Origin of the sequence: Halomonas alkaliantarctica (assembly GCF_029854215.1) — a bacterium.
In the GTDB taxonomy this organism is placed as follows: domain Bacteria; phylum Pseudomonadota; class Gammaproteobacteria; order Pseudomonadales; family Halomonadaceae; genus Vreelandella; species Vreelandella alkaliantarctica_A.
The window spans coordinates 4,105,302-4,129,312 of the sequence record NZ_CP122961.1 but is presented as its reverse complement, the minus strand read 5'-3'; the positions used below and the strand labels follow the sequence as shown (position 1 = coordinate 4,129,312).

The 24,011-nt window shown below is 54.8% G+C and carries 23 protein-coding genes; 9 read left to right on the top strand and 14 right to left on the bottom strand.

Going from position 1 to position 24,011, the window contains the following annotated elements; all coding sequences use genetic code 11:
* Positions 1 to 76: 76 nt before the first annotated feature.
* Positions 77 to 1,267 carry an NAD(P)/FAD-dependent oxidoreductase gene (locus QEN58_RS18970; protein ID WP_280105138.1) on the bottom strand — a complete coding sequence of 397 codons (1,191 nt, stop codon included), beginning with the start codon at positions 1,265 to 1,267 and terminating at the stop codon, positions 77 to 79.
* A gap of 137 nt (positions 1,268 to 1,404) precedes the next feature.
* Here QEN58_RS18970 and QEN58_RS18965 point away from each other — a divergent pair, with 137 nt between their 5' ends.
* From QEN58_RS18965 to phoR, 4 genes are all read left to right on the top strand, one after another.
* Entirely contained in the window at positions 1,405 to 1,968 is a 564-nt protein-coding gene (locus QEN58_RS18965; RefSeq protein WP_280105137.1) for a chorismate--pyruvate lyase family protein, read from the top strand.
* Between the two features lie 35 nt (positions 1,969 to 2,003).
* A complete protein-coding gene (gene ubiA, locus QEN58_RS18960; RefSeq protein ID WP_280105136.1) occupies positions 2,004 to 2,894 on the top strand; it encodes a 4-hydroxybenzoate octaprenyltransferase in 891 nt (296 codons plus the stop codon).
* A 125-nt stretch (positions 2,895 to 3,019) separates the two neighbouring features.
* Positions 3,020 to 3,709 carry a phosphate regulon transcriptional regulator PhoB gene (gene phoB, locus QEN58_RS18955; protein ID WP_007112280.1) on the top strand — a complete coding sequence of 230 codons (690 nt, stop codon included), beginning with the start codon at positions 3,020 to 3,022 and terminating at the stop codon, positions 3,707 to 3,709.
* A gap of 2 nt (positions 3,710 to 3,711) precedes the next feature.
* Entirely contained in the window at positions 3,712 to 4,998 is a 1,287-nt protein-coding gene (gene phoR, locus QEN58_RS18950) for a phosphate regulon sensor histidine kinase PhoR (protein ID WP_280105135.1), read from the top strand.
* Between the two features lie 948 nt (positions 4,999 to 5,946).
* Here phoR and QEN58_RS18945 read toward each other — a convergent pair.
* The 7 genes from QEN58_RS18945 to QEN58_RS18915 form a co-directional block, all read right to left on the bottom strand.
* Complete coding sequence (locus QEN58_RS18945; protein WP_280105134.1) at positions 5,947 to 6,438, bottom strand: copper chaperone PCu(A)C; 492 nt, start codon at positions 6,436 to 6,438, stop codon at positions 5,947 to 5,949.
* An 87-nt stretch (positions 6,439 to 6,525) separates the two neighbouring features.
* On the bottom strand, positions 6,526 to 7,257 hold the full coding sequence (gene cysZ / locus QEN58_RS18940) for a sulfate transporter CysZ (protein ID WP_280105133.1): 732 nt from the start codon (positions 7,255 to 7,257) through the stop codon (positions 6,526 to 6,528).
* Positions 7,258 to 7,331: 74 nt separating this feature from the next.
* Positions 7,332 to 8,057 (bottom strand): phosphate signaling complex protein PhoU, encoded by a 726-nt coding sequence (gene phoU / locus QEN58_RS18935; protein ID WP_280105132.1) that lies wholly within the window; start codon positions 8,055 to 8,057, stop codon positions 7,332 to 7,334.
* 31 nt (positions 8,058 to 8,088) lie between these two features.
* Complete coding sequence (gene pstB / locus QEN58_RS18930; RefSeq protein WP_280105131.1) at positions 8,089 to 8,904, bottom strand: phosphate ABC transporter ATP-binding protein PstB; 816 nt, start codon at positions 8,902 to 8,904, stop codon at positions 8,089 to 8,091.
* Positions 8,898 to 10,319 (bottom strand): phosphate ABC transporter permease PstA, encoded by a 1,422-nt coding sequence (gene pstA, locus QEN58_RS18925; RefSeq protein ID WP_280105130.1) that lies wholly within the window; start codon positions 10,317 to 10,319, stop codon positions 8,898 to 8,900. Before pstA ends, pstB begins: the two co-directional genes overlap by 7 nt.
* Complete coding sequence (locus QEN58_RS18920; RefSeq protein WP_280105129.1) at positions 10,316 to 11,434, bottom strand: ABC transporter permease subunit; 1,119 nt, start codon at positions 11,432 to 11,434, stop codon at positions 10,316 to 10,318. Before QEN58_RS18920 ends, pstA begins: the two co-directional genes overlap by 4 nt.
* Positions 11,435 to 11,565: 131 nt before the next feature.
* A complete protein-coding gene (locus tag QEN58_RS18915) occupies positions 11,566 to 12,489 on the bottom strand; it encodes a PstS family phosphate ABC transporter substrate-binding protein (RefSeq protein ID WP_280106964.1) in 924 nt (307 codons plus the stop codon).
* Positions 12,490 to 12,670: 181 nt separating this feature from the next.
* On the opposite strand from QEN58_RS18915, the gene QEN58_RS18910 reads away from it, so the two are divergent.
* A complete protein-coding gene (locus tag QEN58_RS18910; protein WP_071694786.1) occupies positions 12,671 to 13,087 on the top strand; it encodes an acyl-CoA thioesterase in 417 nt (138 codons plus the stop codon).
* Positions 13,088 to 13,172: 85 nt separating this feature from the next.
* On the opposite strand, the gene QEN58_RS18905 is transcribed toward QEN58_RS18910, so the two are convergent.
* The 4 genes from QEN58_RS18905 to hexR form a co-directional block, all read right to left on the bottom strand.
* Entirely contained in the window at positions 13,173 to 14,267 is a 1,095-nt protein-coding gene (locus tag QEN58_RS18905) for a TRAP transporter substrate-binding protein (RefSeq protein WP_280105128.1), read from the bottom strand.
* Between the two features lie 104 nt (positions 14,268 to 14,371).
* Complete coding sequence (locus QEN58_RS18900; protein WP_280105127.1) at positions 14,372 to 14,851, bottom strand: phosphate-starvation-inducible PsiE family protein; 480 nt, start codon at positions 14,849 to 14,851, stop codon at positions 14,372 to 14,374.
* 56 nt (positions 14,852 to 14,907) lie between these two features.
* On the bottom strand, positions 14,908 to 17,106 hold the full coding sequence (gene uvrD / locus QEN58_RS18895) for a DNA helicase II (protein ID WP_280105126.1): 2,199 nt from the start codon (positions 17,104 to 17,106) through the stop codon (positions 14,908 to 14,910).
* A 219-nt stretch (positions 17,107 to 17,325) separates the two neighbouring features.
* Positions 17,326 to 18,180, bottom strand: a complete 855-nt coding sequence (gene hexR / locus QEN58_RS18890; RefSeq protein ID WP_022521119.1) for a transcriptional regulator HexR — start codon at positions 18,178 to 18,180, stop codon at positions 17,326 to 17,328.
* A gap of 327 nt (positions 18,181 to 18,507) precedes the next feature.
* On the opposite strand from hexR, the gene QEN58_RS18885 reads away from it, so the two are divergent.
* Positions 18,508 to 18,723: a PA3496 family putative envelope integrity protein gene (locus tag QEN58_RS18885; RefSeq protein ID WP_035556145.1), complete on the top strand. Its 216-nt coding sequence runs from the start codon at positions 18,508 to 18,510 to the stop codon at positions 18,721 to 18,723.
* 33 nt (positions 18,724 to 18,756) lie between these two features.
* Here the strand turns inward: QEN58_RS18885 and QEN58_RS18880 are convergent, their stop codons facing one another.
* On the bottom strand, positions 18,757 to 20,100 hold the full coding sequence (locus QEN58_RS18880) for a sodium-dependent transporter (RefSeq protein WP_280105125.1): 1,344 nt from the start codon (positions 20,098 to 20,100) through the stop codon (positions 18,757 to 18,759).
* A 155-nt stretch (positions 20,101 to 20,255) separates the two neighbouring features.
* On the bottom strand, positions 20,256 to 21,110 hold the full coding sequence (locus QEN58_RS18875) for a DUF72 domain-containing protein (protein WP_280105124.1): 855 nt from the start codon (positions 21,108 to 21,110) through the stop codon (positions 20,256 to 20,258).
* A 214-nt stretch (positions 21,111 to 21,324) separates the two neighbouring features.
* Here QEN58_RS18875 and hglS point away from each other — a divergent pair, with 214 nt between their 5' ends.
* The 3 genes from hglS (at position 21,325) to mscL (ending at position 23,964) form a co-directional block, all read left to right on the top strand.
* Positions 21,325 to 22,686: a 2-oxoadipate dioxygenase/decarboxylase HglS gene (hglS, locus tag QEN58_RS18870; RefSeq protein WP_280105123.1), complete on the top strand. Its 1,362-nt coding sequence runs from the start codon at positions 21,325 to 21,327 to the stop codon at positions 22,684 to 22,686.
* 58 nt (positions 22,687 to 22,744) lie between these two features.
* Positions 22,745 to 23,197, top strand: coding sequence for a type II 3-dehydroquinate dehydratase (gene aroQ, locus QEN58_RS18865; RefSeq protein WP_280105122.1), 453 nt, complete (start codon positions 22,745 to 22,747; stop codon positions 23,195 to 23,197).
* Positions 23,198 to 23,439: 242 nt separating this feature from the next.
* Positions 23,440 to 23,964 (top strand): large-conductance mechanosensitive channel protein MscL, encoded by a 525-nt coding sequence (gene mscL / locus QEN58_RS18860; RefSeq protein ID WP_280105121.1) that lies wholly within the window; start codon positions 23,440 to 23,442, stop codon positions 23,962 to 23,964.
* The last annotated feature ends 47 nt before the right edge of the window (positions 23,965 to 24,011 follow it).

The window sequence follows — 24,011 nt, the reverse complement described above, 5'->3', positions numbered from 1 at the left end:
ATCAAACAAATGCATGTTGTTGGGTGCGTAGCCGATTAGGATAGCTTCTCTAGCCTAGTCGTGAACGCGACGAAAATCAGCCTAGCAGCGCAGGTGCTGCTCTGGAAAGCTCCACTTTCCTTCTCACGCAGCCGCCTGTCAACGCAAAACCAATCAAACGTCCGTCTTTATTTTCAGCCAAGGCACTGATATCACCGCCTTCGCCTTCAATTCGCCAACGCTCGGGCGTGGTGGTTGGCGGGTAGGCCACTACTGGCAGTAGCGGCGTTTTAACCACTACCGGCCAGGCGCCAAAGCTAACCGGCGTGGGGGTGCCCGAAAGCGTTGCTGCCAGTGCCTTGGCGCTGGCTTGCAGCGGCTGAACGTACATGGCATTAACGCCGTCTACGCAGGCCACATCGCCCAGGGCGTAGATATGGGTGTGCGAAGTACGCAACTGCCGGTCAACGACTATACCGCTAGGCGATACGCTTAAACCAGCCGCTTCGGCAAGCGCCGTGCGGGGGGCAAGGCCGGTTGCCATCAGTACGAGGTCAGCGCTGACGGTGTCGCCGTTATCCAGGCGCAATACGATGTCTTCGTCGCTTTCGGACGTAATGGAATCAATCGAACGGCCAAGGTGAAGGTTGATCCCTGCTTCGCTAAAGGCATCGCTCAGGGCGTTTCCTAAAGGCGGTGGTAGCAAGCGAGGAAGCAGGCTTCCTTCAGGGGCGATGACGCTGACGTGATGGCCGCCAGCATGAAGATCGTTGGCAAATTCACAGCCGACCAGCCCCGCGCCAATAATCGCCACCCGTGCTGGGCCATGGCCTAGCGCCGAGTGAAAGTGGCGGTAGTCGTCTAAGTCGTTGATGGCAAAGCAGCGTGGGGCTACGCTGGGCTCAAGGCTGAAGGGCAACCGTGGTGCAGCGCCAGTGGCCAGCACCAGTGTGTCGTAGCCGAGCACCCTGCCGTCTTCAAGAAGAATTGTTTGGTTATCCACATCCAGTGCGTCCACTTGGGTGTGGATAACCATCTGGGCAGTTAGCTCTTCGCCTAGTTCAGCAGCGCTGCGCTGGGTTAATTGTTCGGGCGCGAGGCCCTTGGCGAAGCCGGTGGAGAGCAACGGCTTGCTGTAGTCATCGCCGCTGTCAGCGCTTACCAGCGTGATTGAGCGTTGGTCGCCCAATCGGCGTAACGCCCGGGCAAGGCCAACCCCTGCCATGCCAGTGCCAATAATCACCAGCGCAGCGTGAGAGGACGTTTTCTGTGTTTGGGTGGCGGGCATGCAGACACCAAAAAAAGTTGCTAAAAAGAGTGCGAAAAAAGAGGCGCTAAACCGAGTCTTTAAAAAAGTCGCTGAAACAAAAGCCTTTCAGCGCTCATGTTACACTAGCCAACCCGTTAATTGCCCTGGAGAACTCGGTGACGGCTGCTGCTTATCGGCAAACTCCTCTATTTTCCCGCTGGCGCCCGATTGATGCGGCTCGGCCTGCAATGAGTGCTCCCTGGTGGCAGTGGGTTGCCTCCACCGACTCGTTAACCGCCCGCTTAATGGCCGCGGGTGGCGAGAAGCCGTTTCGAGTAAGGCTGCTAAGACAGGGTGTCGGCTGGCCGCGCCAGGATGAGGCTCAGGCGCTGGGCATTGGCGTCAAGCGTTACGCCTGGCTGCGGGAAGTAGCGCTGTGCTTGGATGAAACGCCGTGGGTGGTGGCACGCTCGGTCGCCCCCCTCACGCAGCTAAAGGGGCAGCGTTTGGAGAGTTTGGGCGAGCGCTCGCTAGGCAGTTGGCTATTTCGACAGCCTGATTTGGTTCGTGGGCCGTTGGAAGCGACGAAGCAACCCCCGGATTTTATTAGCGTGAATGGTATCGATGGGAGTTGTGCCTGGGGTAGGCGCTCCGTCTTTTATCACGGCTGCCTGTCGTTATTAGTGCAAGAGTATTTTTTGGGTGCGATGGCAGATGATCTCGGCCTGCCTTCGCGCTAGGCTAGCGCCTGCATCTTATTCTTCGTGAGGTAAGCATGGATCGTTCACTGTTGCGGCCGAAGGGATGGGCTCGCCTAGCAGACTTTTTACAGTTGATGCGCTTGAATCGGCCGATAGGCACATGGCTTTTGATGTGGCCGACGCTGTGGGCTCTATGGGTGGCTGCGGAAGGTGTACCAGGGCGAAATGTGCTGCTGATTTTTGTGGCCGGCGTCTATGTGATGCGCGCCGCGGGCTGCGTGGTCAATGACTATGCTGACCGACACTTTGACGGTCATGTGAAGCGCACTAAGCATCGTCCCCTAGCGACGGGCCGTATCAGCGAAACAGAAGCCCAGCTACTGTTTATCGCCCTGGTGGCCGCTGCGTTTATTCTAGTATTACTGACCAACTGGTTTACGGTGCTGCTCTCGCTGGGTGGGGTGCTGCTGGCAATTATTTATCCGTTCATGAAGCGCTATACCCACTTTCCTCAAGTGGTGCTGGGCGCGGCGTTTTCCTGGGCGATTCCGATGGCGTTTGGCGCCGTGTTGGGCCACGTGCCGCTGGAAGCATGGCTGCTATTCTGCGCGAATGTGTGCTGGACAGTGGCCTACGATACCCAGTACGCCATGGTCGATCGCGACGATGACTTAAAAATTGGCATTAAATCAACGGCCGTGCTGTTTGGGAATGCGGATCGTTTGATTATCGGCTTACTCCAGCTAACCACCCTGGGTTTACTGACCTGGGTAGGCTGGCGGGTTGGTTTAGGTGGTTTCTTCTGGCTAGGGCTTGCGGCAATGGGGGCGACTTTTCTGCATCAGCAGCACTTAATTCGCCATCAGGGGCGGGATGCCTGCTTCCAGGCGTTTCTCAATAATCACTGGTCGGGTCTGCTGGTTTTTGCCGGTATCGCGCTAAGTTGGTGGCCTGCGGCGGGCTAATTTCTATGAGTGTCATATAATTGTCATCAAGTCATGGTGTTATCGTCACTGACATGTCATTGAACTGTTTATCTTTGAATTTGCTTTCGTTGAACTAGTTTTTTCGAACACCGTGAGGCTCTGGTATGACCGCCAAGACCGTTCTGATTGTCGATGATGAGGCGTCGATTCGCGAGATGATCGCGGTAGCGCTGGAAATGGCTGACTATCGCGTGCTCGAAGCGGACAACGCCCAGGATGCTCATGCCATGGTGGTCGACCACCAACCCGACCTGCTGCTGCTGGACTGGATGATGCCCGGCACTAGCGGTATTGAGCTGGCGAGACGCCTAAAGCGTGAAGAAGCCACTGCCGAAATACCGATTATTATGCTCACCGCGAAAGGCGAAGAGGATAATAAAATTCAAGGGCTTGAAGCCGGTGCAGATGACTATATCACCAAGCCTTTTTCACCTCGGGAGTTGGTGGCACGGCTAAAAGCGGTGCTGCGCCGAGCGACGCCGCGTGGCGTTGAAGACCCGATTGAGATTAACGGCCTGCTGCTTGATCCGGTGAGCCACCGGGTAAGTGCTCACGGCAAAGCGCTGGAAATGGGCCCCACCGAGTACCGCCTGCTGCAATTTTTTATGACCCATCAAGAACGCGCTTACACACGCAGCCAGTTGCTTGACCAAGTGTGGGGTGGCAATGTTTACGTTGAAGAGCGTACGGTCGATGTGCATATTCGTCGCTTGCGTAAGGCGCTGGGAGACGTGCATCAAAACCTGATCCAAACGGTTCGGGGTACCGGTTACCGTTTCTCTGCACGGGTGTAAATGTGCGTTTATGGAGTCGTGAGCTGTGGCGAATAGCGTGGCTGGCCGCGCTGGGGGCATGCTTAGGCTGGCTGTTGGGCTCGGCCGGGCTGGGGCTCGCGGCAGGGCTTGCGGGATGCCTGTTTTACCACTTGCGACAGTTACGCGAACTCTATCGGTGGCTCACCCTCCACCCTCACGATGAGCCGCCTGCCGCCAGCGGAATGTGGGGTGAGCTATTCGATCGTTTATACCGCTATCAAAAAAGCCAGCGCATTACCCAAAGCCGCCTGCGCGCTACCTTGGCGCGTATTCAGGAGTCGTCTGAAGCAATGCGTGACAGCGTGGTTATGCTTGATCGCCACGGCGACCTGGAGTGGTGGAACAGCGCCGCTACCGCCATGCTGGGGCTTCAAACCGCCCATGACCGTGGTCAACATATTACCAACCTGCTGCGCGACCCTAGTTTTATTAGCTACTTTAATGCGCGTAACTACAGTGAGCCGTTAACGCTCATTTCGCCCATTGATGAACGGCGCATCCTGCAGTATCAAATTACCCTCTACGGTGACGACGAGCGCTTAGTGATGGCCAGGGATATTACCCGTTTGCATCGCCTTGAGCAGATGCGGCGTGACTTTGTTGCCAACGTCTCCCACGAGCTACGCACTCCTCTGACCGTCCTTTCTGGCTATTTAGAAACCTACAGCGATATTGCTGATCAACTTCCGCCGCGATTGGGTCGCAGCATCCAGCAAATGCAGGAACAGACCCAGCGGATGCAGAACCTGGTTAACGATTTATTGCTGCTTTCGCGTTTGGAGATCGATCAGGGCGGTAAAGATCATCATCCGCTGTCACTTGAGCCTTTATTGCAAAGCGTGTGTGATGATGCACTGGCCTTGTCGCATCAACGTCATACCATTACCGTCGCGCTTGAGAGCGATGCCCGGCTGTTAGGCAGTGAACAGGAAATTCGCAGTGCCGTCTCTAACCTCGCCTTTAATGCGGTTCGTTACACGCCAGCAGGCAGCCAAATCACACTGCGCTGGAAAGCTAGCGCTAGTGGCGGCGGCTATATTGATGTGGAAGATAATGGTGAAGGGATTGATCCTGTTCATATTCCCCGCCTAACGGAACGTTTTTACCGTGTTGATAAGGGACGCAGCACTGCGACTGGCGGCACAGGCTTAGGCCTGGCGATCGTTAAACATGTGCTGTTGCGTCACGATGCGCAGCTACAAATTGAGTCTCACCCAGGCAAAGGCGCGCTGTTTCGCTGCGCCTTCCCCTCCTCGCGTCTCGTTTAATTTAACTTCACGCCACACTACATTTGTAGAAGTGTTTAATTTTGGCATACAAAATGGGTGATATTTTTCGCATGTGCCATTTTTACACATTGTCGGGCGCTGTATTTTGGTAATTAAAGCGATTCATGGCACAGGCCAATGTATGGCAAGTTTTTGATTTTAAATAATTTATTTTTTATTTATGGCTCTTTGGAATGTTTTATGCTTATTTCTGGATAAGAGCGCATTGGAACACAGATGATGTCGTTCAGGAAAAAAGCGACATCTAATGTTTTTATCTTTTAGATATCATTGAATGCTTCTTCGCAGGACGGAGATGCCAGCAACAGGATGTTGCGAAGGCAAGGATGTTTTCTCGATTCACGGACGAATCAATAGATAATCAGAACGTTAGTCAGGGTAAATTCCAAGGTTGGAGTCCCGCACAAGGAGTGGAAGCTAGCGTTAGTCATTATCTGTAGCCAATTCTGATATCGGGGCCCCTATCGGGGCCTAATTTTTTGCTGCCCATTACTCTCCCCATCTTTACTCTCCCCACTCTTATCCAGCTTTTTTCTCTTTTTATCTAAATGTAATTAGGTTTTTGTTTGCGGGTATGAGACGTATTTATTCAATAGAGCACGCGTCTCCTAGTGCTTATGGGGTGGATACCGCAAAAACTTGACGCATGTTGAAGTAAGTAGAAACGTTTGGTAACAAAAGTTTGCAATTGTGCAGAAATACATTACGATTGAAGGGCGAGTTAAACTTGCGAAAGCATGACACACCAATACGGATGCACGATGATTCAAGGAATGAATCAAACGACAATCAGAGCGCTGGTCAGGGTTAAATTCCAAGGTTGGAGTCCCGCAAAAGGAAAGGAAGCTAGCGTTAGTCATTGTCAAAGAATAGTGTGATTAGACTCCGCTATTGCGGGGTCTAGTTTTTTATAAGCGGCAACAGCTGCTAATGGTGACCATCAGCTGCTTCTCTGCCTTCCTGGGCGCTTTGGATCCAGACCTCTATGTCCACATCACCTTGTTCCGCAAAGGTGAGCGTGAGGGGAAATTGCTCGCCCTCTTTTAGCGGCTCCGTTAATCCAATCAGCATTAAGTGAAAGCCGCCACCAGGACGCATGGTGTAGGTCTCCCCGGCCTCGATACGAATCTCTTCCACATGCCGCATCTGCATCATATCGCCATCCATTTGCATCTCGTGCAGCTCAACGTTGCTGCTCGCAGAGCTGCTCGCGCCAACCAGGGTAACCGCACCTGAAAGGGCGGTGATGTCGACGTAGGCGGCGCCGTTGACAGCCCCTGGCGGGGTGGGTGTCGCGAAGGGGTGGGCGATACGCATAGCGTCTGTTTGCACGTCGTGGGCTATCGCCATAGACGCCATCGAAATAGACATGGCGCCAATCAAGAGTACGCCACCCAGCCAAGCCATCGGTTTTAACATGTATTTATTCCTTTGTTGTTGATTGAGTTCAGTACAGACGAGCAAAAGGCAAAGGTAGCAAAATGACGTAGCCTGGGTAATAAGCGTCTACTGCGGCGTGATGCCACGTACGTCTCTGTAATGGTCATCCCAGAGCAGCACGGCACCGGCTACGGCGCCGGGAATCAGAAATAGATTGGCCAGAGGGATCCAGGTGATGAGTGTGACCAGACCTCCAAAACTGAGGCTTTGCCACCAGCGTTTAGAGAGTCGTTGACGCATATCGGCAAACGTTACCTTGTTATTATCCATTGGGTAATCCAAATAAGTGATGGCCATCACCCAGGCAGAAAACAGCGCCCACAGTAGAGGGGCAACTAAATTCACACCAGGAATCCAGCTAATCACAAACAGGCACGCGGCACGCGGCAGAATATAGGCGAGCTTAACGAACTCACGACCAATGGCATCGATGGCTGTTTTGGTCAGATTTCGGTCATCAAGCGGTTCACGGCCGGTGGCTTGGATTTCAACTTTGGCGGCCAAAAAGCCGTAAAAAGGGGCTGCAATTAGGCTGGTAACCAGCGTAAAGGTAAAAAAAACGACGACTAACAGGCTAATCACAAACAGGGGCCAGATAAGCCACGCCAGCCAATCAAGCCAGGCGGGCACCATGTTCATCCAGTGAGCCAACCAGCCATCGAAGCGGGTGAGAACAAAGCTGAACATACTCACATAGACAATCAGGTTGACGAGAATCGGCAGAAAAATATAGCGGCGCATACCCGGCTGATACACACAGCGTGTACCTCGGCTAAGCGCAGTGACAGCATCCAGCATGTTGGGTGAGCTCCTTATGATTCAAACGTCCAGGCCGCAGCCTGGACGTATTGCAGGAGGAAACCCCTATCAGGTCAAGACTTTTTTAGTACCTTCGTATCCAGCTCGTCGGTGTCGCTATGGCGAATATCCAAGCCTTTGACGAGGTAGACCACGTACTCAGCGAGGTTGTCGGCGTGGTCGCCTACCCGTTCCAGGGCGCGCAGTACCCACATGATACTGAGAACTGACGTAATCGAGCGCGAGTCTTCCATCATAAAGGTCATTAACGAGCGCATAGCGCTGCTGTACTCGTCGTCAACCAGCTCGTCTTCGCGCACGACCTGCATCGCCAGGTCGGTATCAAAGCGGGCAAAGGCGGTGAGCGCATCGCGCAGCATTTTACGTACGTGCTCGCTAATGTGACGCACCTCCACCAAGCCACGAATGGTGCTGGTGTTTTCGCTCAGTAACAGCGCGTTGCGGGCGATCTTGCTGGCTTCATCGCCAATGCGCTCTAAGTCTGAGGTGGCGCGGATGACGGCCAGCACCAAGCGTAAATCGGACGCTGCAGGCTGACGGCGCGCCAGTACGCGGGTGCATTCGTCGTCGATTTGCAGCTGCAGATCGTTGACCTGACGGTCATTGTCACGCACCTGCTCGGCCAAGCGGGTGTCCCCTTCCAGTAGCGCAAAGACAGCGTCCTGCACTTGCTTCTCCACCAGGCCGCCCATGGCCATCAGGTGGGTTTTCAGCTCTTCCAGCTCCTGGTTGAACTGGCGAGAGATATGCTGGCTGTGGGTATCGCTCGTAATATCCATGGAGCACTCCTGACGTTTCAGTCGCTAAGGCCTAGGTGATGCGGCCGGTGATGTAGTTTTCGGTGCGTTGCAAACGGGGGTTGGTGAAGACCTGATCGGTAGGCCCGTATTCAACCAGCTCACCTTGATGCAAGAAGGCGGTGTAATCCGATACACGCGCCGCTTGTTGCATATTGTGGGTAACCAGTACTAGCGTCAGCTCCGACTTGAGGTTACGGATCAACTCCTCAATTTTGAGGGTTGAAATCGGGTCGAGCGCGGACGCCGGTTCATCAAGCAGCAGCACGTCGGGCTGTACTGCTAACGTGCGGGCAATTACCAAACGCTGCTGCTGACCTCCAGAAAGCTGCCAGGCGGAGCGATGCAGACGATCTTTTACTTCATCCCATAAGGCCGCGGAGGTTAATGCCCACTCAATAATGTCGTCTCTTTTGCGCTTGGGAAGACGCTGTTGCAGTCGCAGGCCAAAGGCCACGTTTTCATAAATCGACATAGGAAAGGGGTTGGGCGTTTGAAATACCATCCCGACGCGCCGCCGCAGCTCGGTCACATTCATTTGCGGGTCATGAATATCTTGCCCTTCCAGCCTGACCTGACCGCTATGGGTTACCGATTCATTGAGGTCGTGCAAACGGTTAATCGCCCGTAATAACGTCGACTTACCGCAGCCTGACGGACCAATGAAGGCCGTTACACGATGACGCGGAACGCTGAGGGTTAAGTCGCGCAACGCCTCTTTCCCCGCGTAGGCGAGGCTAAGGTGATCGATGCTCAGGCAGCTGTGCTCAGATGCAAAATGCGCCACTGGTGCCTGAGAGGTATTGTTTGAATGTAATGACGCTAGCATTCGTTTCCCCGTTGACGCCTAAGATAATGACGCAGAAATATGGCAGTTAGGTTAAGCACCAGCACAATCAACACTAAAAGTAGCGCCGTGGCGTAAACCAGCGGAATGGCGGACTGCACATCTTCGCCATGAAAGGCGGTATCAAATAAATGATAGCCAAGGTGCATGAACTTGCGCTCTAAATGTAGGTAAGGAAACTCACCATCGATGGGCATCTGAGGCGCCAGCTTAGCAACGCCAACCAGCATTAGCGGTGCCACTTCGCCGGCCGCGCGGGCTACCGCTAAAATGACCCCTGTCAGCATGGCGGGTGCTGCCATGGGCAGCACGATGCGGGTGAGCATTTCTAAGCGTGTAGCGCCCAGCGCTACGGCACCTTCACGCTGAGCCTCGGGAATCCGCGCTAACCCCTCCTCTGTGGCCACAATCACCACCGGTAGGGTCAGCAGCGCCAGGGTGAGTGACGCCCATAGCAGGCCGCCGGTACCAAACGTGGGTGAGGGCAGCGTATCGCTGAAAAACCACTCATCCAGCGAGCCGCCGATGCCGTAAACAAACACGCCCAAACCAAATACCCCATACACAATAGACGGAACGCCCGCGAGGTTGCGCACACCAATGCGAACCAGCCGGGTCAGCCGCCCCTGGTGAGCGATCTCATTGAGATAAATGGCGGCGAGCACCCCAAACGGGGTCACCATTACCGACATTAAAATCACCATCAGCACCGTGCCAAATATTGCGGGCCAGACGCCACCGTCGGTATTGGCGGCCCGTGGGCCCTCGCTCAGAAACCGCCAAACCGCATCCCCCCAGGCGAGCGTTTTCTGCCACACGCTCATGGCATTGGGAGTCTGGGCACTCAGCACGCTGGCCAGCGGTTGGCGTAGGGTTTGGCCGTCCACGGTGGTAAGCAGCAGTTGGCTATCTTGGCGTTGGCTGGCGGGAAGTTCCAATAAAGCGTTTAATCGCTGCCAGGCAGCATCCCCCTCCCAGCGCTGGTCCTGCTGCTCAATGGCCTCCAAGCGGCCAATAAAGTCGCCCCATGGGCTGCGGTCAAGACGAATCAATTCGTCTGGCCGGGCGCGCTCGGCAATGTCATCAATCGCCACCCAGCGCCAGCGAACGCCCTCCAAATCCTGGTTGCCGGTAAAGTAGAGGCGTTCATCCCCTGCTCGCTGGGGTAGCGCGACCTCACGTACGGCTTGGCCAGCAAAGGTTTCACCCGAGCTAAGGGTGACCTCTTCCAGCGTAGCGGGCCAGAAGTGCCCTAGCCCGCGTACCAGCAGTAACGTGAGTAGGGCGCCCAGCATCAGCAGGGAGAGCGCTACACTGGCCGCGCATAGCCAGGGCCACACATCATTCGCCCGGCTAAAACGAGGGCGTCGAGAGGCGGCAGGGGGCGTAGAGTTCATGATGTGCCCCCCATCTGGCTGAAGCGGCTGCGTAAACGCTGGCGGACGACCTCGGCAAGGGTATTGACCAGAAACGTGAAGATAAACAGCACCAGGGCGGCCAAAATCAGCAGATGGTAGGTCTGACCACCAGGAGATGCTTCAGGCAGCTCAATGGCAATAGCCGCGGCCATAGAGCGCATGCCTTCGAAAGGACTGGCGCTAAACAGGGCGGTATTGCCGCTGGCCATTAGCACAATCATGGTTTCGCCCACCGCCCGGCCCGCACCAATCATTACGGCTGAGAAGATGCCTGGGCCCGCTGCCACCAGCGCCACTTTCCACAGCGCCTGCCAGCGGCTGGCCCCCAGCGCCTGGGCGCCCTCTATTAAGGTCGAAGGCACATCGGCGAGCGCGTCTTCTGCCAGTGAATAGATACTGGGGATAACGGCAAAGCCCATGGCAAGGCCGACAATCAGCGCGTTACGGGTGGCGTAATCCATGCCGTAGCGCTGGTCGAGCAACTGGCGTAGATCACCGTCCAACCAGTGTTGCTCTAACCATGGCGCAAGCCATAGCGCTATTGCCACCATTACAACGAGCCATGGAACCAGCCAGAGGCCCGCCCAGGAGAGCGGTAAGCGGCAGCGTAGGCGTGTTTTGGCCAACTGCCAGAGCAAGCCGGCAAGCGCGGCACTAAGCGGCAGCCAAATGATCAGTACTAAAGTGCTGGCGAGATGACGCTCTACCCAGGGTGCCAAAATTAGCCCGGCAATAAAGCCCACCACCACGCCGGGGATCGCCTCCATCATTTCGAGTGCGGGCTTGATCCGCGAGCGCAGGCGTGCAGACATAAACAGTGCTGAGTAAATGGCTGCTCCCAAGGCAACGGGAATGGCAAACAGCAGCGCGGCTAACGCGGCTTTGAGGGTGCCCCACGCCAGAGGAGAGAGCTTAGCCATGGCAAAGGTATCGCCAATCGCCAGCAACGGGAGCGTTTCCCACACCAGAAAGATGCCGATAGCCAGAATTGCCAGCAGCACACCCACGCCTCCAGCGGTGATTAACCCGGTGGCTACGCGATCCTGAAGCAGCCGCAGCGGCTGTCGAGAAGAGGTTAACCGAGGTGGGATCATGTCGCTATCATGACAAAATTAGGCATGGCAAAACCGAGGTGATCATAGCGCTGACCGATAAGTAGTGAAAAACAGTGCATAGATAGGTTCCCTACCCTAAGACAATTATGTGTCAGTTAGATGACAGTGGTTTACCACCGTTGCTGTGCGTTAAGGACACTGGGGGCTAACGGGACAAAGCCGGATGCGCGGGCAATCTGTTGGCCTTCCTCGGACATAATCAAGCTGAGGAGTGCCTGCTCAGCTGAGGGTAAGGTCTCGCCAGGCGGTAAGTTCACGTAGAGATATAGGTAGCGCGACAGTGGGTAATCACCGCTTTGTATCGCTGCGACATCGGGCGGTATGGCGGTGCCGTCATCGTTATAGAGGCTTAACGGATGCACCGCAGGCGTCAGGTGGTTAAACCCGGCGTATCCCATCGCATTGGCGGATTCACCGACAGCAGCGACCACTGCCGATGAACCAGGGTGTTCGCTGATATCGTTGCGAAACTGTCCGTCGCATAGCGCCCGCTCTTGAAATAGCCCATGGGTGCCCGAGGCAAGGTTACGCCCATGTAGCGCAATACTGCCAAATGACCAGTCACGGGTTGCCGGGAGTTGCTCCCAGCGCCTGATCGGCGACTCGGCACCGCAAGCACGCGAGGTTGAGAAGATTGCATCGACCTGCTGGCGGGTTAGCGCGCGCAGCGGGTTATGCCGGTGTACGACAACGATAAGCGCGTCACGTGCGACTTTTAATTCCAGGGGCGGGTAGCCATAGCGCTCAATAAAGTTACCGCGCTCTTCGCTGGTCATCGGGCGAGACATCGGGCCAAGTCGGGTGGTGCCAGCCACCAGTGCCGTAGGCGCGCTAGCTGAACCACTCGCCTGGAATTGTAGCTTTACGTCGGGATAACGGGTGGTAAGGGTTTCGCCCCAGCGCAGCATTAGCCCCGCCATGGTGTCGGAACCCACCGCGCCCAAGGTGCCGTTAATGGGTGCTTGCTGCTGCCCCCAGGCCAGGGGCGTTAACAGCAGCAGGGACGCTAATACACGTACTAATGCGTACTTTATAGCGAAAGGCGAGCCCCTGTTTGTTAAAAAAGTTGTTAAAAGAGTCGTCAAACGAGTATTCAAACGAGCGTCCTCTTATGGTTAACTGAACCCATTCCTTTGTGTTGCGATGCAGCAACACCCATAAACAACGTGCCACTCAGCAACGTTTACAACAATAAACTGACTAAGCGACGAACTCATGACTCTTCTGGAAACTGATTTGGACGACGTACCCGCCCCTCAGGGCCAACTGACTTTAAAATTACTGGCTTCCCGCCAAGATACCAATTTTTATGGTGATATTCCCGGGGGGTGGCTGGTCAATCAAATGGACCAGGCGGCTGAGCTGGCTGCCGGGCGTGAAGCGGGCGGCCGCACAGCGACGGTGGCGATTGAAGCCATGGACTTTTTAAGCCCGGTGCGCGTGGGCTCAATGGTCAGTGTCTATACCCAGGTACAAGAAATTGGCCACAGCTCGATCAAAATTGACGTAGAGGTTTGGGTTCGTCCTCATCATGGGCAGCGCATTGAGGAGCGTCAAAAAGTCACCGAGGCGCGCTTTGTGATGGTTGCGCTGGACGATAATGGGCGCATCCGAGCGGTGCATAGCGACTAGTACCTCACTAAAATTGCTTCCAAAACAGCAAAGGGCGCTTAATGCGCCCTTTGCTGTGTCTGTCGCTTACCCTCTTGGCGGTTTATTAACCACCGACGTTATCGCGATTCTTGAGGTAGGCGTACTCACCTACATCGCTGAACGGACGCAGCAGCTTCTGGAACGCTGAATAAGACTCGTAAACACGGCGGGACTCTTCGTCGTTATCTACCTGACGCTGAATGGCTTCCTGGGAGGAGGTGTAAAGCGCTGCCATTACGTCGTCAGGGAAGGTACGCAGCTGAACGCCGTGCTCATCGACCAGTGCTTCCAGGGCCTGGGCATTACGGAAGGCGAATTCGCTGATCATGGCCAGGTTAGACGCCCGTGCCGCTTCGCGAATCACGTCCTGTAGATCTTCTGGCAAAGCGTTCCAGGCATCCAGATTGATCGTCCCTTCCAGTACCGCAGAAGGCTCGTTCCACGCCGAGGTGTAGTAGTAGTCAGCCACCTGATGCAGGCCGAATGCCATATCGTTATAGGGTCCCACCCAGTCAGCGGCATCCAGTGCACCGGTTTGCAGCGAGGTGAAGATTTCCGAACCCGGCATATTAACGGTACTGACGCCAATGCCGTTCATCGCTTCACCCGCGAGGCCAGGCAGACGCAGTTTCAGCCCCTGCATATCGTCTAGCGAGTTGATCTCTTTCTTGAACCAGCCCGCCATCTGCGTGCCGGTATTGCCCACGGCAAAAGGCTTCAGGTTATGGTTGGCGTAGATCTCATCCCAAAGCTCCTGACCGCCGCCATGGTACAACCAGGCGTTCATTTCGGTGGTGGTCATACCGAACGGTACGGCGGTGAAGAACTGCGAGGCAGCGACTTTGCCGCGCCAGTAGTAAGAGGCAGAGTGGCCCATTTCAGCGGTACCAGCAGCCACGGCATCGAATACTTCCAGGGCAGGCACCAGTTCACCGGCGCCGTGGACGCGAATCTGCATGCGGCCGTTGGAGAGCTGCTCTACCCGGCGGGCAAAATCATTCGCTCCAGTGCCCAGGGCGGGAAAGTTTTTTGGCCAAGAGGTGACCATGTCCCAGGTAAACGTCTCTTGAGCGCGCGCGCTAGAGGTGGTTACAAAAGGGGCAGCAGCGACACCGGCGGCACCTAGGCCGACGGTTTTAAGAAAGTTACGGCGTTGCATGGCGAGCAAAACTCCAAAGGTAATTATACTATTGTTATAAGACGTTAAGTGCGAGGTGTTCTCTAGCTAGTATGCTGTATAGCAAATTTAGCCCGCAAGCCTGATTAATCATCTGAAGCGTCTTTCATGCTGTTGCCATGGCGTACCAGCCAGTAGCAGCCGCCTAATGCCAATACCGCCGCCGAAAGGGCGCCAATTTGCCAGGGGTCGATGACTTCCATATCTAGCACCATAAACTTGCGCACCAGCGCCATAATGGCAATCAGCACTACAATTTCAACGTGAATAAAGCCTTTACCACTGGTCATTGTGCGAATGATGGAGTTGTTGAACTCCATGGCAATCAAGACGGTAAGAATCATGTCGAATAATGCTTGAAACACGCGGTAATCGAAGGGGTCGCGGCTTTGAATAAACAGCAACTGCACCACATGAATGACCAGGTAATACATGGCGACCAGCACAGCACCGCCGATGGCGATGGTCAGAACCATCGAAACTAAGCGTTCAAAACGCTGGTAGCCACTAAGTGCCTGCCAACCGTTACACACTTCTGGAAATAGCCGTTTTAAGCGCTGTTTCATAATGACCTCTATGTGGTGCCTGGAGCGCGTAGGCGTAGTTAATGAGAAGTAGGTATCTACAGCGGCGTTAGCTTGGCAAAGCCAAGTACCAGCCATTTCACCCCTTCCCCTTCAAAGCTGACCTGCACACGGGCGCGGGCACCTTCGCCTTCCGCGTTAAGAATAATCCCTTCGCCGAACACCGGGTGCTCAACGCCTTGGCCGACGTGGAGGCTAGGCATGTCTCCGCTACTTTCGACGCTTTGCTGGGCAAAGGAGGAGCGTGATGCGGTGACCGGGCGGGAAATATGCCCGCGTAGGCGGACTTCTTCGAGCAGGTGCGGCGGTAGCTCGCGTAAAAAGCGCGACGGGCGTGGAAACACCTCTTTGCCGTGCAGGCGGCGGGTTTCGGCGTGTGTGAGGTAGAGTTTCTGCATGGCGCGGGTGACGCCGACGTAACAGAGCCGACGCTCCTCTTCGAGTCTACCCGGCTCTTCCAAGGACATCTTGTGCGGAAAGAGTCCCTCCTCGACACCGGCAATAAAGACGACGGGAAACTCCAGGCCTTTGGCGGAGTGCAGCGTCATCAGCTGTACGCTGTCTTCAAACTCTTCAGCTTCATGGTCGCCAGCATTAAGGGCGGCTTCTGAAAGAAACGCTTCCAGTGCCGCCATGCCTTCGCCCGCTTCGGGGGCTTCAAAGACATCGCCTTGAGTAAAGGCACGGCCAGCGTTAACCAGCTCTTCCAAGTTCTCGACCCGCGCCTGGCCTTTCTCGCCGCGTTCGCTTTTGTGGTGCTCTATCAGGCCCGTGTGAATCGTGACGTGATCGATAATTTCGTGCAGCGCCATGCCGGAGGCATCATTATCGAGCTGCTCGATCAGGTTGGCGAAGTTTTGCACGGCATTGGCCGCGCGGCCTTTCAAAGTGCCGTCGTTAATCGCATCGTGGAGCGCCTGCCACAGCTGAATGCCTTGTTCACGGGCACGTAAGCGGACAATCTCCACTGTGCGTGTGCCAATACCGCGGGTGGGTACGTTGATCACCCGCTCCAGCGAGGCGTCGTCATCGCGGTTGAGCATCAGGCGCAGGTAGGCCAGGGCATTCTTGATTTCCAGGCGCTCGTAGAAGCGGTGACCACCATAAATACGGTAGGGCATGCCTTGGCGAATCAGCGTCTCTTCCATCAGCCGCGATTGGGCGTTTGAGCGGTAAAGAATAGCGATATCGCGGCGGTTAAAGCCTTCGTCGACCTTCTCCTTGATGGTATCGACGATATAGCGGGCTTCTTCCAGGTCGTTAAACCCGGCGTAGATCGAGATCGGCTCGCCTTCGATGCCGTCGGTCCACAGATTTTTACCCATCCGCTCGCTGTTGTGGCTGATCAGGGTATTGGCGGCTTCAAGAATCGCGCTGGTGGAGCGATAGTTCTGCTCTAGGCGCACGGTATGGGTTTGTGGGAATTCCTGCTCAAAGCGGCTGATATTCTCCACCTTGGCACCGCGCCAGCCATAGATTGACTGGTCGTCATCACCCACGGCGGTCATCGGTGTCTTCATGCCGGTGAGCAGTTTCAGCCAAGCGTATTGCAGGGTATTGGTATCTTGAAACTCATCCACCAGGACATGACCAAAGCGCTCCTGATAGTGTTTAAGCAGCGCCGGGTTGTCGCGCAGTAGCTCCAGGCTTCTCAACAGCAGCTCGCCGAAATCGACCAGGCCGCCGCGCTCGCAGGTCAGTTGGTAGCGCTCGTAGAGCTCGACCATCTGGCCCATGTAGGCATCACCATCCACATTGACTTGGTGTGGGCGTAGCCCCTCCTCTTTACAGCCGGAGATAAAGTGCTGTACTTGGCGGGGCGGGTAGCGTTCGTCGTCGATCGAGTAATCTTTCAGCAGCCGTTTGACCAGGCGTAGCTGATCGTCAGAATCGATAATCTGGAAGTGTTGCGGCAGCCGGGCATCCTGCCAGTGGGTGCGCAGCAGGCGGTGGGCGATGGAGTGAAAGGTGCCTACCCACACATGGCGCATCGATATGCTCAGCAGCGCCTCGAGGCGGGTGCGCATCTCCTTGGCGGCTTTATTGGTAAAGGTGACCGCCAGCAGCGCGTAGGGTGACAGCCCTTCGGCCTGCATCAGCCAGGCAATGCGATGAACCAGCACGCGGGTTTTGCCCGAGCCTGCGCCTGCGAGTACCAACAGATTACCTTGGGGGGCGCTCACTGCTTCGCGCTGGGCGGAGTTGAGCTGATCGAGAATCGCCGTGACGTCGTCCATAGTAGCCGCTGCCGGATCAAAAAATAGGCGGCTAGTCTAGCACAGCCAGCAAACTGGCTGTGTATACAGGTGTGGCAATCTTCACTCCTGTGCGTCGAGGGCAGGTTTACGCGAGGGCGCTGTGAACCCATCCGTGGGCGCTACTTTTGACATCCCTGTCAAAAGACCCTCGCTTCAACCTGCCCTCGCTCCCGGACAATGGGAACGTGTAGGTAAAGACTAAGACTCTTCAGGAAAGCGCAGGGTATTAAGGCTCTTTTTAACCGCTTTGAGCTGTTCGGCGAGTTTCGGGCCGCGGGTTTTGGCCACGCCGACGGCAAGTACGTCAATCAGCACCAGATGGGCAATGCGTGAGCTAAGCGGGGTGTAAATTTCGGTGTCTTCGTGGACATCGATATACAGCGGCAGGCTGACCTCTTCGGCGAGTGGCGAGCCGCTGGGGCAGAGGCCAATGACCGTCGCGCCCGCTTCACGCGCCAGGCGTACGCTGGCAACCAGTGCTTTGGTACGGCCAGTCTGCGAAATGGCCACCACCACGTCGCCATCGTTCAAGGTCACTGCCGACATATTCTGCATATGCGGGTCGGCGTAGGCAGAAGTGGAGATCTGCAGGCGGAAAAACTTGTGCTGGGCATCAAAGGCCACGGCTCCGGAAGCCCCAAAGCCATAGAACTCGACCCGGTTGGCCATCGCCAGTGCGTTCACCGCACGACCCAGGGCATCGTTATCCAGCCGATCACGAACCGAGAGAAGCGTGCCCACGGTCGAGTCGAAGATGCTGTGGGAAAACTCAGCGACCGAGTCGCTATCGTTCATGGAGAACTGGGCAAACTGACTGCCGCTGGCCAGCATTTGTGCCAGCTGTAGCTTGAAGTCCTGAAAGCCGTTGCAACCCAGCGCACGGCAAAAGCGCACCACGGTGGGTTCGCTAACGGTGGCTTCGGTGGCCAGATCCACTATACGCATGTGGATGACCTCTTCGGGGTTGCGCAGTACAAACCGCGCCACTTTTTGCTCGGAGCGTCGAAAGTGCTCCATGCGGCGTCTCATTTCATCAAACAGGGCGCGACTCACGTTCAGCTCCTTGGGTGCTCAACCAACAGGTATTCAACAGTACGCCAATATACGCTCGTTTGAAACGGTCGTTTATGTCTGTCTGTTCATTGCTATGCTTTGCGTTAATTCAATGCTGATGTTCACAGTATGCCTCAATGAGTGGATAGGGCCACTAACTATCGGACCGTGTTTTGTCAGCGTTTAAAGGTCGTTAGTCAGTTTTTTTAAGATTGGTCATCATTTTGTCAAGTAGGTTATAGTAATAATTGAAGTGCCGCACTGCATCATAACAGTCGTCACGGATGCAGGTGGACGAAGGCATATTCATCTGGAGGAACGTCGATTATGAGAAACGTCGAACGAATCACCTCGGTTAAAAGCGAATTGCTCGACATTTTTATGAGTTTACAAGTGGATGAGCATGCTCAGCGCCAGCGTAGCGCTGCCCAGCGTAGCTTAAGAGCGCGCCGTGGCATTGAGCTGCACAGGGAGTTCCAAAAATTATCGCGGGATATCGCCCCCTTGCCTGATGAAGATCGGCAAGAGAGCGAATTGCACTAAGGCTAGTAAACAGCAGGGTAGTGACAGCTTACCTTAAATAAGACCCGTCACGAACACAGCAATAACGCCAGCGGGCGCTAAATAGCGCGCGATGATGTTCCATACGCTCTTTCCGGTCGCGGAAAGACCCAGCTCGTCTTCCACGCTGTTGCGCTCCAGGCACCAGGCGGTGAATAGAATCGCACCCAGCCCCGTTAGCGGCAGCATGATTTTGCTGGTCAGTGTATCCAGCAGGTCGAACACACCCAGCCCAAACAGCACCGGTTCGCTCCACACGTTGAACGACAGCAGTGCCGCAATACCCAGTAGCCAGGCTCCCACACCAGCTACGATAGTTGCGGTGACACGGCTTAGCGGCGTTCGCTCTTCAATGAACTCTACCACGGGCTCAAGCAGTGAAATGGCCGAAGTTAATGCCGCAAACGTCAGCAGCAAAAAGAACATCAAACCTAACAGTAAACCACCATCAATATTGCCAAAGGCCAGCGGCAGGGTGACGAAAATCAGCCCTGGGCCCGAAGCGACATCCAGGTTATTAGCAAACACGATCGGGAAGATGGCTAAACCAGCGCCTAGCGCGATGACGGTATCCATAATGATGACCGTGCGGGCGGTTTGCAGCAGATCGATCTCTTTGCCCAGGTAAGAGCCGTAAGCCATCATGATGCCCATACCCAGCGAGAGGGTGAAGAAGGCGTGGCCCAGGGCGGCTAGCACGGTTTCTGCCGTGAGCTTGCTCCAGTCAGGGTTGAACATATATGTCAACGCTTCGCCAAAGTGACCGGTCGTCATTCCGTAACCGATCAGCACCACCAGCAGCAGTGCGAGGACTGGCATCAGAATGCGTACAGCGCCTTCAAGGCCTTTGGTAACGCCCCGGGCGACAATCCCAATGACCAGTAGCATAAACACGGAGTGACCCAGCAGCAGCAATCCAGGGTTACTCAACATGCCGCTAAATAGCGCTCCAATCCCATCGGCGTCTTGGCCGGTGAATGCACCACTCACTGAGTTGACGGTGTAGTAGAGCGACCAGCCGCCAATCACGCTATAAAACGACAAAATCAAGAAGGCCCCGACAATGCCGCTAATGCCCACAATGGCCCAGGCTTTCGGTTTATTCGCCGTGCGCGCCAGCTCTGACATGGTGCTGGCGGGGTTCTTCTGGCCGCGTCGCCCCAATAGCCACTCAGAGACGAGAATGGGCAAGCCAATCAATGCTATACAGATCAAATACACAAATACGAAAGCAGCACCGCCGCTTTCGCCCACCATATACGGAAATTTCCAGATATTTCCAAGACCCACCGCCGAACCCGCGGCGGCCAGCACAAAGGTCATTCGTGATGACCACTGTGCATGTGCAAGCTTCGCCATACATCACCCATTAAGTCGATTGTTGTGTAAGTTACTGCGTACTGTGCACGCCAGTTTTCGGAAAAATGAGTCATTGCCAGCGTACTTTTCCGAAAGTAGGCGCAATTTATCTGATCGAAAGGAAGCATGCCAGTTAGCTGGCCTAAAAAGATGGGTTAAAACAGCTGGCTTTGCTTTTCACCCGCGAAGGGCGCAAGTGGGGGTAAGGGTGTTACTTCTCCCAGCGCGTCATAGAGTAACCGAGCCATGTAGGGAGACTCACGGTTATCCGCAGTATGCACAAATAAGAAAGGGGTTTTCCCCTGATTTATCCACAGCTTTAGACGGGCTTTCCAGGCGGTGAAGTAGCTGCTATTAATTGTTTTGTCAATATGGCCAATGAAACGAATGACAGGAAAATTTGCCGTGGAAAGCACGTGTAGCGGGAGTTTCGGCTTTTCTTGCTGGGCATGGGCCAAGCCCATATGGCCATTTGACGGGGTTGAGAAGAGCGGGCGTACGTCGAGCATTACGCGGTTGGCCGAATAAGTTATCAACAGGCGGTTAAGAGCCGTCTCGGCGGCTCCTTTGTGGAAAAACGCTGGGTGACGTACCTCGACCGCGCAAGGCAAATGGGCAGGCCAAGCGGCGAGCAGCGCTTCAAGCTGGGGAAGCTCTTGTGGGCCAAAATCCCGGGGTAGTTGCACCATGGTCGGTCCAAGGCGGTCGTGCAGCGGTTCTAGCGCCGTTAAAAAAGCCCAGGCATCTTCTAACCGCGTTAACCGTTGATCGTGGGTGACGCTGGCAGGCAATTTAAAACAAAAGCGAAAGTGAGGTGGTGCCTGACGCACCCAGGCGGCAATGGTTTCCGGCTTTGGGGTACCGCTATAAAAGGTAGTGTTGCCCTCAACGCTGGAAAACACCGCGGCGTAATCGCTTAACAGCTCGGTTTTGGCATGGCGTGGATAAAAGTTGCCAAGCCAGTCTTGATTGGCCCACATAGGCAAACCTAGATAAAGAGGAAGCGTCATGGGTGCCAGCCTACGTCAACAAGATCAAGTGCTAATGTAACAGGTTAAGCGCCCTGCCCGTTAAGCGTGCATAGCGGCTCTTATATGGGCTTTGCATGGCTTTTATGTATAGCAAGGTGCGGAAAATGTGAAATTGTTAAGACGCCGATAGCGCTACTATGGTGGGTAAAGCCCTCAATGGGCAGGTGTAGCCGCTTACGAATAGGATAGCCCGATGAGTTCAGTTTACGTTAGCAGTGATGAAATCCGTGACCAGTTTTCCCGCGCGATGTCGGCAATGTATCAGCAGGAGGTGCCGCAATACGGCACCTTGCTGTCGCTGGTTGAGGCGGTTAACCAGGAGGTGCTAGCCGCTAATCCTGGGCTGAATAACGAATTGCAAAATAGTGATGAGCTGGCGCGTATCAACGTTGAACGCCATGGCGCTATTCGTGTGGGCACTCCTGGCGAGCTTGCCATGCTACGACGCATGTTCGCGGTCATGGGGATGGAGCCGGTGGGGTATTACGACTTATCTACCGCAGGCGTGCCGGTACATTCCACGGCGTTTAGACCCGTTGCTGATAGCGCGCTTAAGCGTAACCCCTTTCGCGTATTTACCTCGTTACTGCGCCTTGAACTGATTGAAAAGGCAGCGCTAAGAGAGCAGGCAAGCGAGATTTTAAGCGCCCGCGATATCTTCACCGCCAACGTCAAAATGCTTATCGGGCGTTTTGAACAGCAGGGCGGCCTAAGTGCCGACGATGCCAAGCAGTTTGTGCAGGAAGCGTTGGAAACATTCCGCTGGCACGACAACGCCACGGTCAATTTAGCTACCTATGAGCGTTTGCATGCCGAACACCGCTTAATCGCCGATGTTGTCTGCTTCCGCGGCCCGCACATTAACCACCTTACGCCGCGAACGCTGGATATTGATGAAGTGCAGCAGCGTATGCCCAGCGTTGGCATTGACCCTAAAGCGACTATTGAAGGCCCGCCACGTCGCGACTGTCCGATCCTCCTACGCCAAACCAGCTTCAAAGCGCTGGAGGAGACGATTGCCTTCGCGGATGCGGCAGAGGGTAAACACACCGCCCGCTTTGGCGAAATCGAACAGCGCGGTATCGCCTTAACGCGGAAAGGGCGCGAGCTATATGACCGCCTGCTAGCAGTTGCCAAGGAAAGTGCACCCGTAGTAGCGAATAACGACGCCCATCAAGCGCATTTATCTGAGGTGTTTAAAGCGTTTCCCGAGACCTATGAAACACTGCGTCGTGAAGGGTTAGCGTTTTTCCACTATCAAGCGGTTCACGGTGTATCTGTACAAGGACCGATCTCGGTTGAGCAGGTGGATAGCTTGATCGATCAGGGAGCTCTTAGCGTTACCCCCATGATTTATGAAGATTTCTTACCCGTGAGCGCGGCCGGTATTTTTCAATCCAACCTGGGTGAAAGCAGCCATGATAATTATGCCAGCAGCGCAAGCCAGCAGGCGTTTGAGCAGGCCTTAGGGAGTGCCGTCATCGATGAAATCGCGCTGTATGCCCAGCGCCAGGAAGCATCGCTTGAGCAGGCGCTGGCGCAGTTGGCGGGTTAAGTGATAGAACAGGCTGTATCCGCGATTTATCCACCAACACACAAGGTTGAAGAGCGTTATGAGTCAAGGAAAGGTATTGGTATTGCATGGTCCCAATCTAAACTTGCTGGGTAGCCGTCAGCCAGAGATATACGGGTACGAGACGTTAGATGACGTGAATAATCTCTTGCGGGAGAAAGCAGTGATGGCCGACTGGGACATCACTTGCCTGCAAAGTAACCATGAAGGCGAACTGATTGATGCTATTCATGCCGCGCGCCTGGATGGCACCCAAGCGATTATCATCAATCCCGCGGCCTACACACATACCTCTGTCGCTATTCTTGATGCCCTCAATGCTTTTGATGGCAAAGTGATTGAGGTGCATTTGTCCAATGTTCACAAGCGTGAAGCCTTTCGCCATCACTCCTACGTATCGCTGCGCGCCGATGGCGTCATTGCCGGTTTAGGGGTTCAAGGTTACCGAGCGGCGCTAGAAGCGGTGATTTTATTAGATACTACCCATCGATAGCATAAAGAAAAAATGTGGTGATAGGGTCTTTCCTTAACGTTAGTAAATATTAACCCTAATGCGTTATTCGCGGTATTCATCGTTTTTTTTTAAACCTTACTTTCTTGTCCTGGCGTTTACTTAGGCTTTTTTATTAACGTTTCTAGCTTGCCGCTTAACGCGCTGTCACCCATTCTCTTAATTGAATGAAGTGACTTTGGGTATTGGCTAAAACGAACGAACGAACGGTAGGACGTTTGAATATGGCAAAATTCTTTCAGGAGTTCCGTGAGTTTGCGGTAAAAGGCAATGTTGTCGATATGGCCGTGGGGATCATTATCGGCGGGGCATTCACACTGATTGTGCAGAGCCTGGTGGCGGATGTGATGAACCCGCTGATTGGTTTACTGGTGGGTGGGGTCGACTTCTCCAATCTGTTTGTGGTGTTGCGGCCAGGGAGTGTGGGTGGCCCTTATGCGACGCTGGCAGATGCCCAGGCAGCGGGGGCGGTAACACTCAATGTGGGACTGTTTATCAATGCAGTGGTGAGCTTTACGATTGTCGCCTTTGTGGTCTTCTTATTGGTACGGACCATCAACCGTTTAAAGCGCGAAGAGGCAGTGGCGCCTGCAAGCCCTACCGAGCAGCCGTGCCCTTACTGCTTGATGGTGGTGCCGATCAAAGCGACACGATGTGGCCACTGTACAGCGATGCTGTCTCAGCCAGTGGAGGCTGAAGCGCCGGTTGAAGCTGCATCTGAACCACCCATTCCACCTGCCAAGCCTTAGCCACTAAAAAGGGCGCCTATGAAGGCGCCCTTGAGCTGTATAGCAGA

What these genes read in the sequence shown, in the direction of transcription:
- QEN58_RS18900 (WP_280105127.1), bottom strand. Translation starts at nt 14,851, where the DNA reads ATGAAACAGCGCTTAAAACGGCTATTTCCAGAAGTGTGTAACGGTTGG.
- pstA (WP_280105130.1), bottom strand. Translation starts at nt 10,319, where the DNA reads ATGAACTCTACGCCCCCTGCCGCCTCTCGACGCCCTCGTTTTAGCCGG.
- mscL (WP_280105121.1), top strand. Translation starts at nt 23,440, where the DNA reads ATGGCAAAATTCTTTCAGGAGTTCCGTGAGTTTGCGGTAAAAGGCAAT.
- QEN58_RS18885 (WP_035556145.1), top strand. Translation starts at nt 18,508, where the DNA reads ATGAGAAACGTCGAACGAATCACCTCGGTTAAAAGCGAATTGCTCGAC.
- hglS (WP_280105123.1), top strand. Translation starts at nt 21,325, where the DNA reads ATGAGTTCAGTTTACGTTAGCAGTGATGAAATCCGTGACCAGTTTTCC.
- pstB (WP_280105131.1), bottom strand. Translation starts at nt 8,904, where the DNA reads ATGCTAGCGTCATTACATTCAAACAATACCTCTCAGGCACCAGTGGCG.
- QEN58_RS18970 (WP_280105138.1), bottom strand. Translation starts at nt 1,267, where the DNA reads ATGCCCGCCACCCAAACACAGAAAACGTCCTCTCACGCTGCGCTGGTG.
- ubiA (WP_280105136.1), top strand. Translation starts at nt 2,004, where the DNA reads ATGGATCGTTCACTGTTGCGGCCGAAGGGATGGGCTCGCCTAGCAGAC.
- QEN58_RS18920 (WP_280105129.1), bottom strand. Translation starts at nt 11,434, where the DNA reads ATGATCCCACCTCGGTTAACCTCTTCTCGACAGCCGCTGCGGCTGCTT.
- uvrD (WP_280105126.1), bottom strand. Translation starts at nt 17,106, where the DNA reads ATGGACGACGTCACGGCGATTCTCGATCAGCTCAACTCCGCCCAGCGC.
- QEN58_RS18945 (WP_280105134.1), bottom strand. Translation starts at nt 6,438, where the DNA reads ATGTTAAAACCGATGGCTTGGCTGGGTGGCGTACTCTTGATTGGCGCC.
- aroQ (WP_280105122.1), top strand. Translation starts at nt 22,745, where the DNA reads ATGAGTCAAGGAAAGGTATTGGTATTGCATGGTCCCAATCTAAACTTG.
- QEN58_RS18910 (WP_071694786.1), top strand. Translation starts at nt 12,671, where the DNA reads ATGACTCTTCTGGAAACTGATTTGGACGACGTACCCGCCCCTCAGGGC.
- cysZ (WP_280105133.1), bottom strand. Translation starts at nt 7,257, where the DNA reads ATGCTGGATGCTGTCACTGCGCTTAGCCGAGGTACACGCTGTGTGTAT.
- QEN58_RS18905 (WP_280105128.1), bottom strand. Translation starts at nt 14,267, where the DNA reads ATGCAACGCCGTAACTTTCTTAAAACCGTCGGCCTAGGTGCCGCCGGT.
- phoB (WP_007112280.1), top strand. Translation starts at nt 3,020, where the DNA reads ATGACCGCCAAGACCGTTCTGATTGTCGATGATGAGGCGTCGATTCGC.
- phoU (WP_280105132.1), bottom strand. Translation starts at nt 8,057, where the DNA reads ATGGATATTACGAGCGATACCCACAGCCAGCATATCTCTCGCCAGTTC.
- QEN58_RS18875 (WP_280105124.1), bottom strand. Translation starts at nt 21,110, where the DNA reads ATGACGCTTCCTCTTTATCTAGGTTTGCCTATGTGGGCCAATCAAGAC.
- QEN58_RS18880 (WP_280105125.1), bottom strand. Translation starts at nt 20,100, where the DNA reads ATGGCGAAGCTTGCACATGCACAGTGGTCATCACGAATGACCTTTGTG.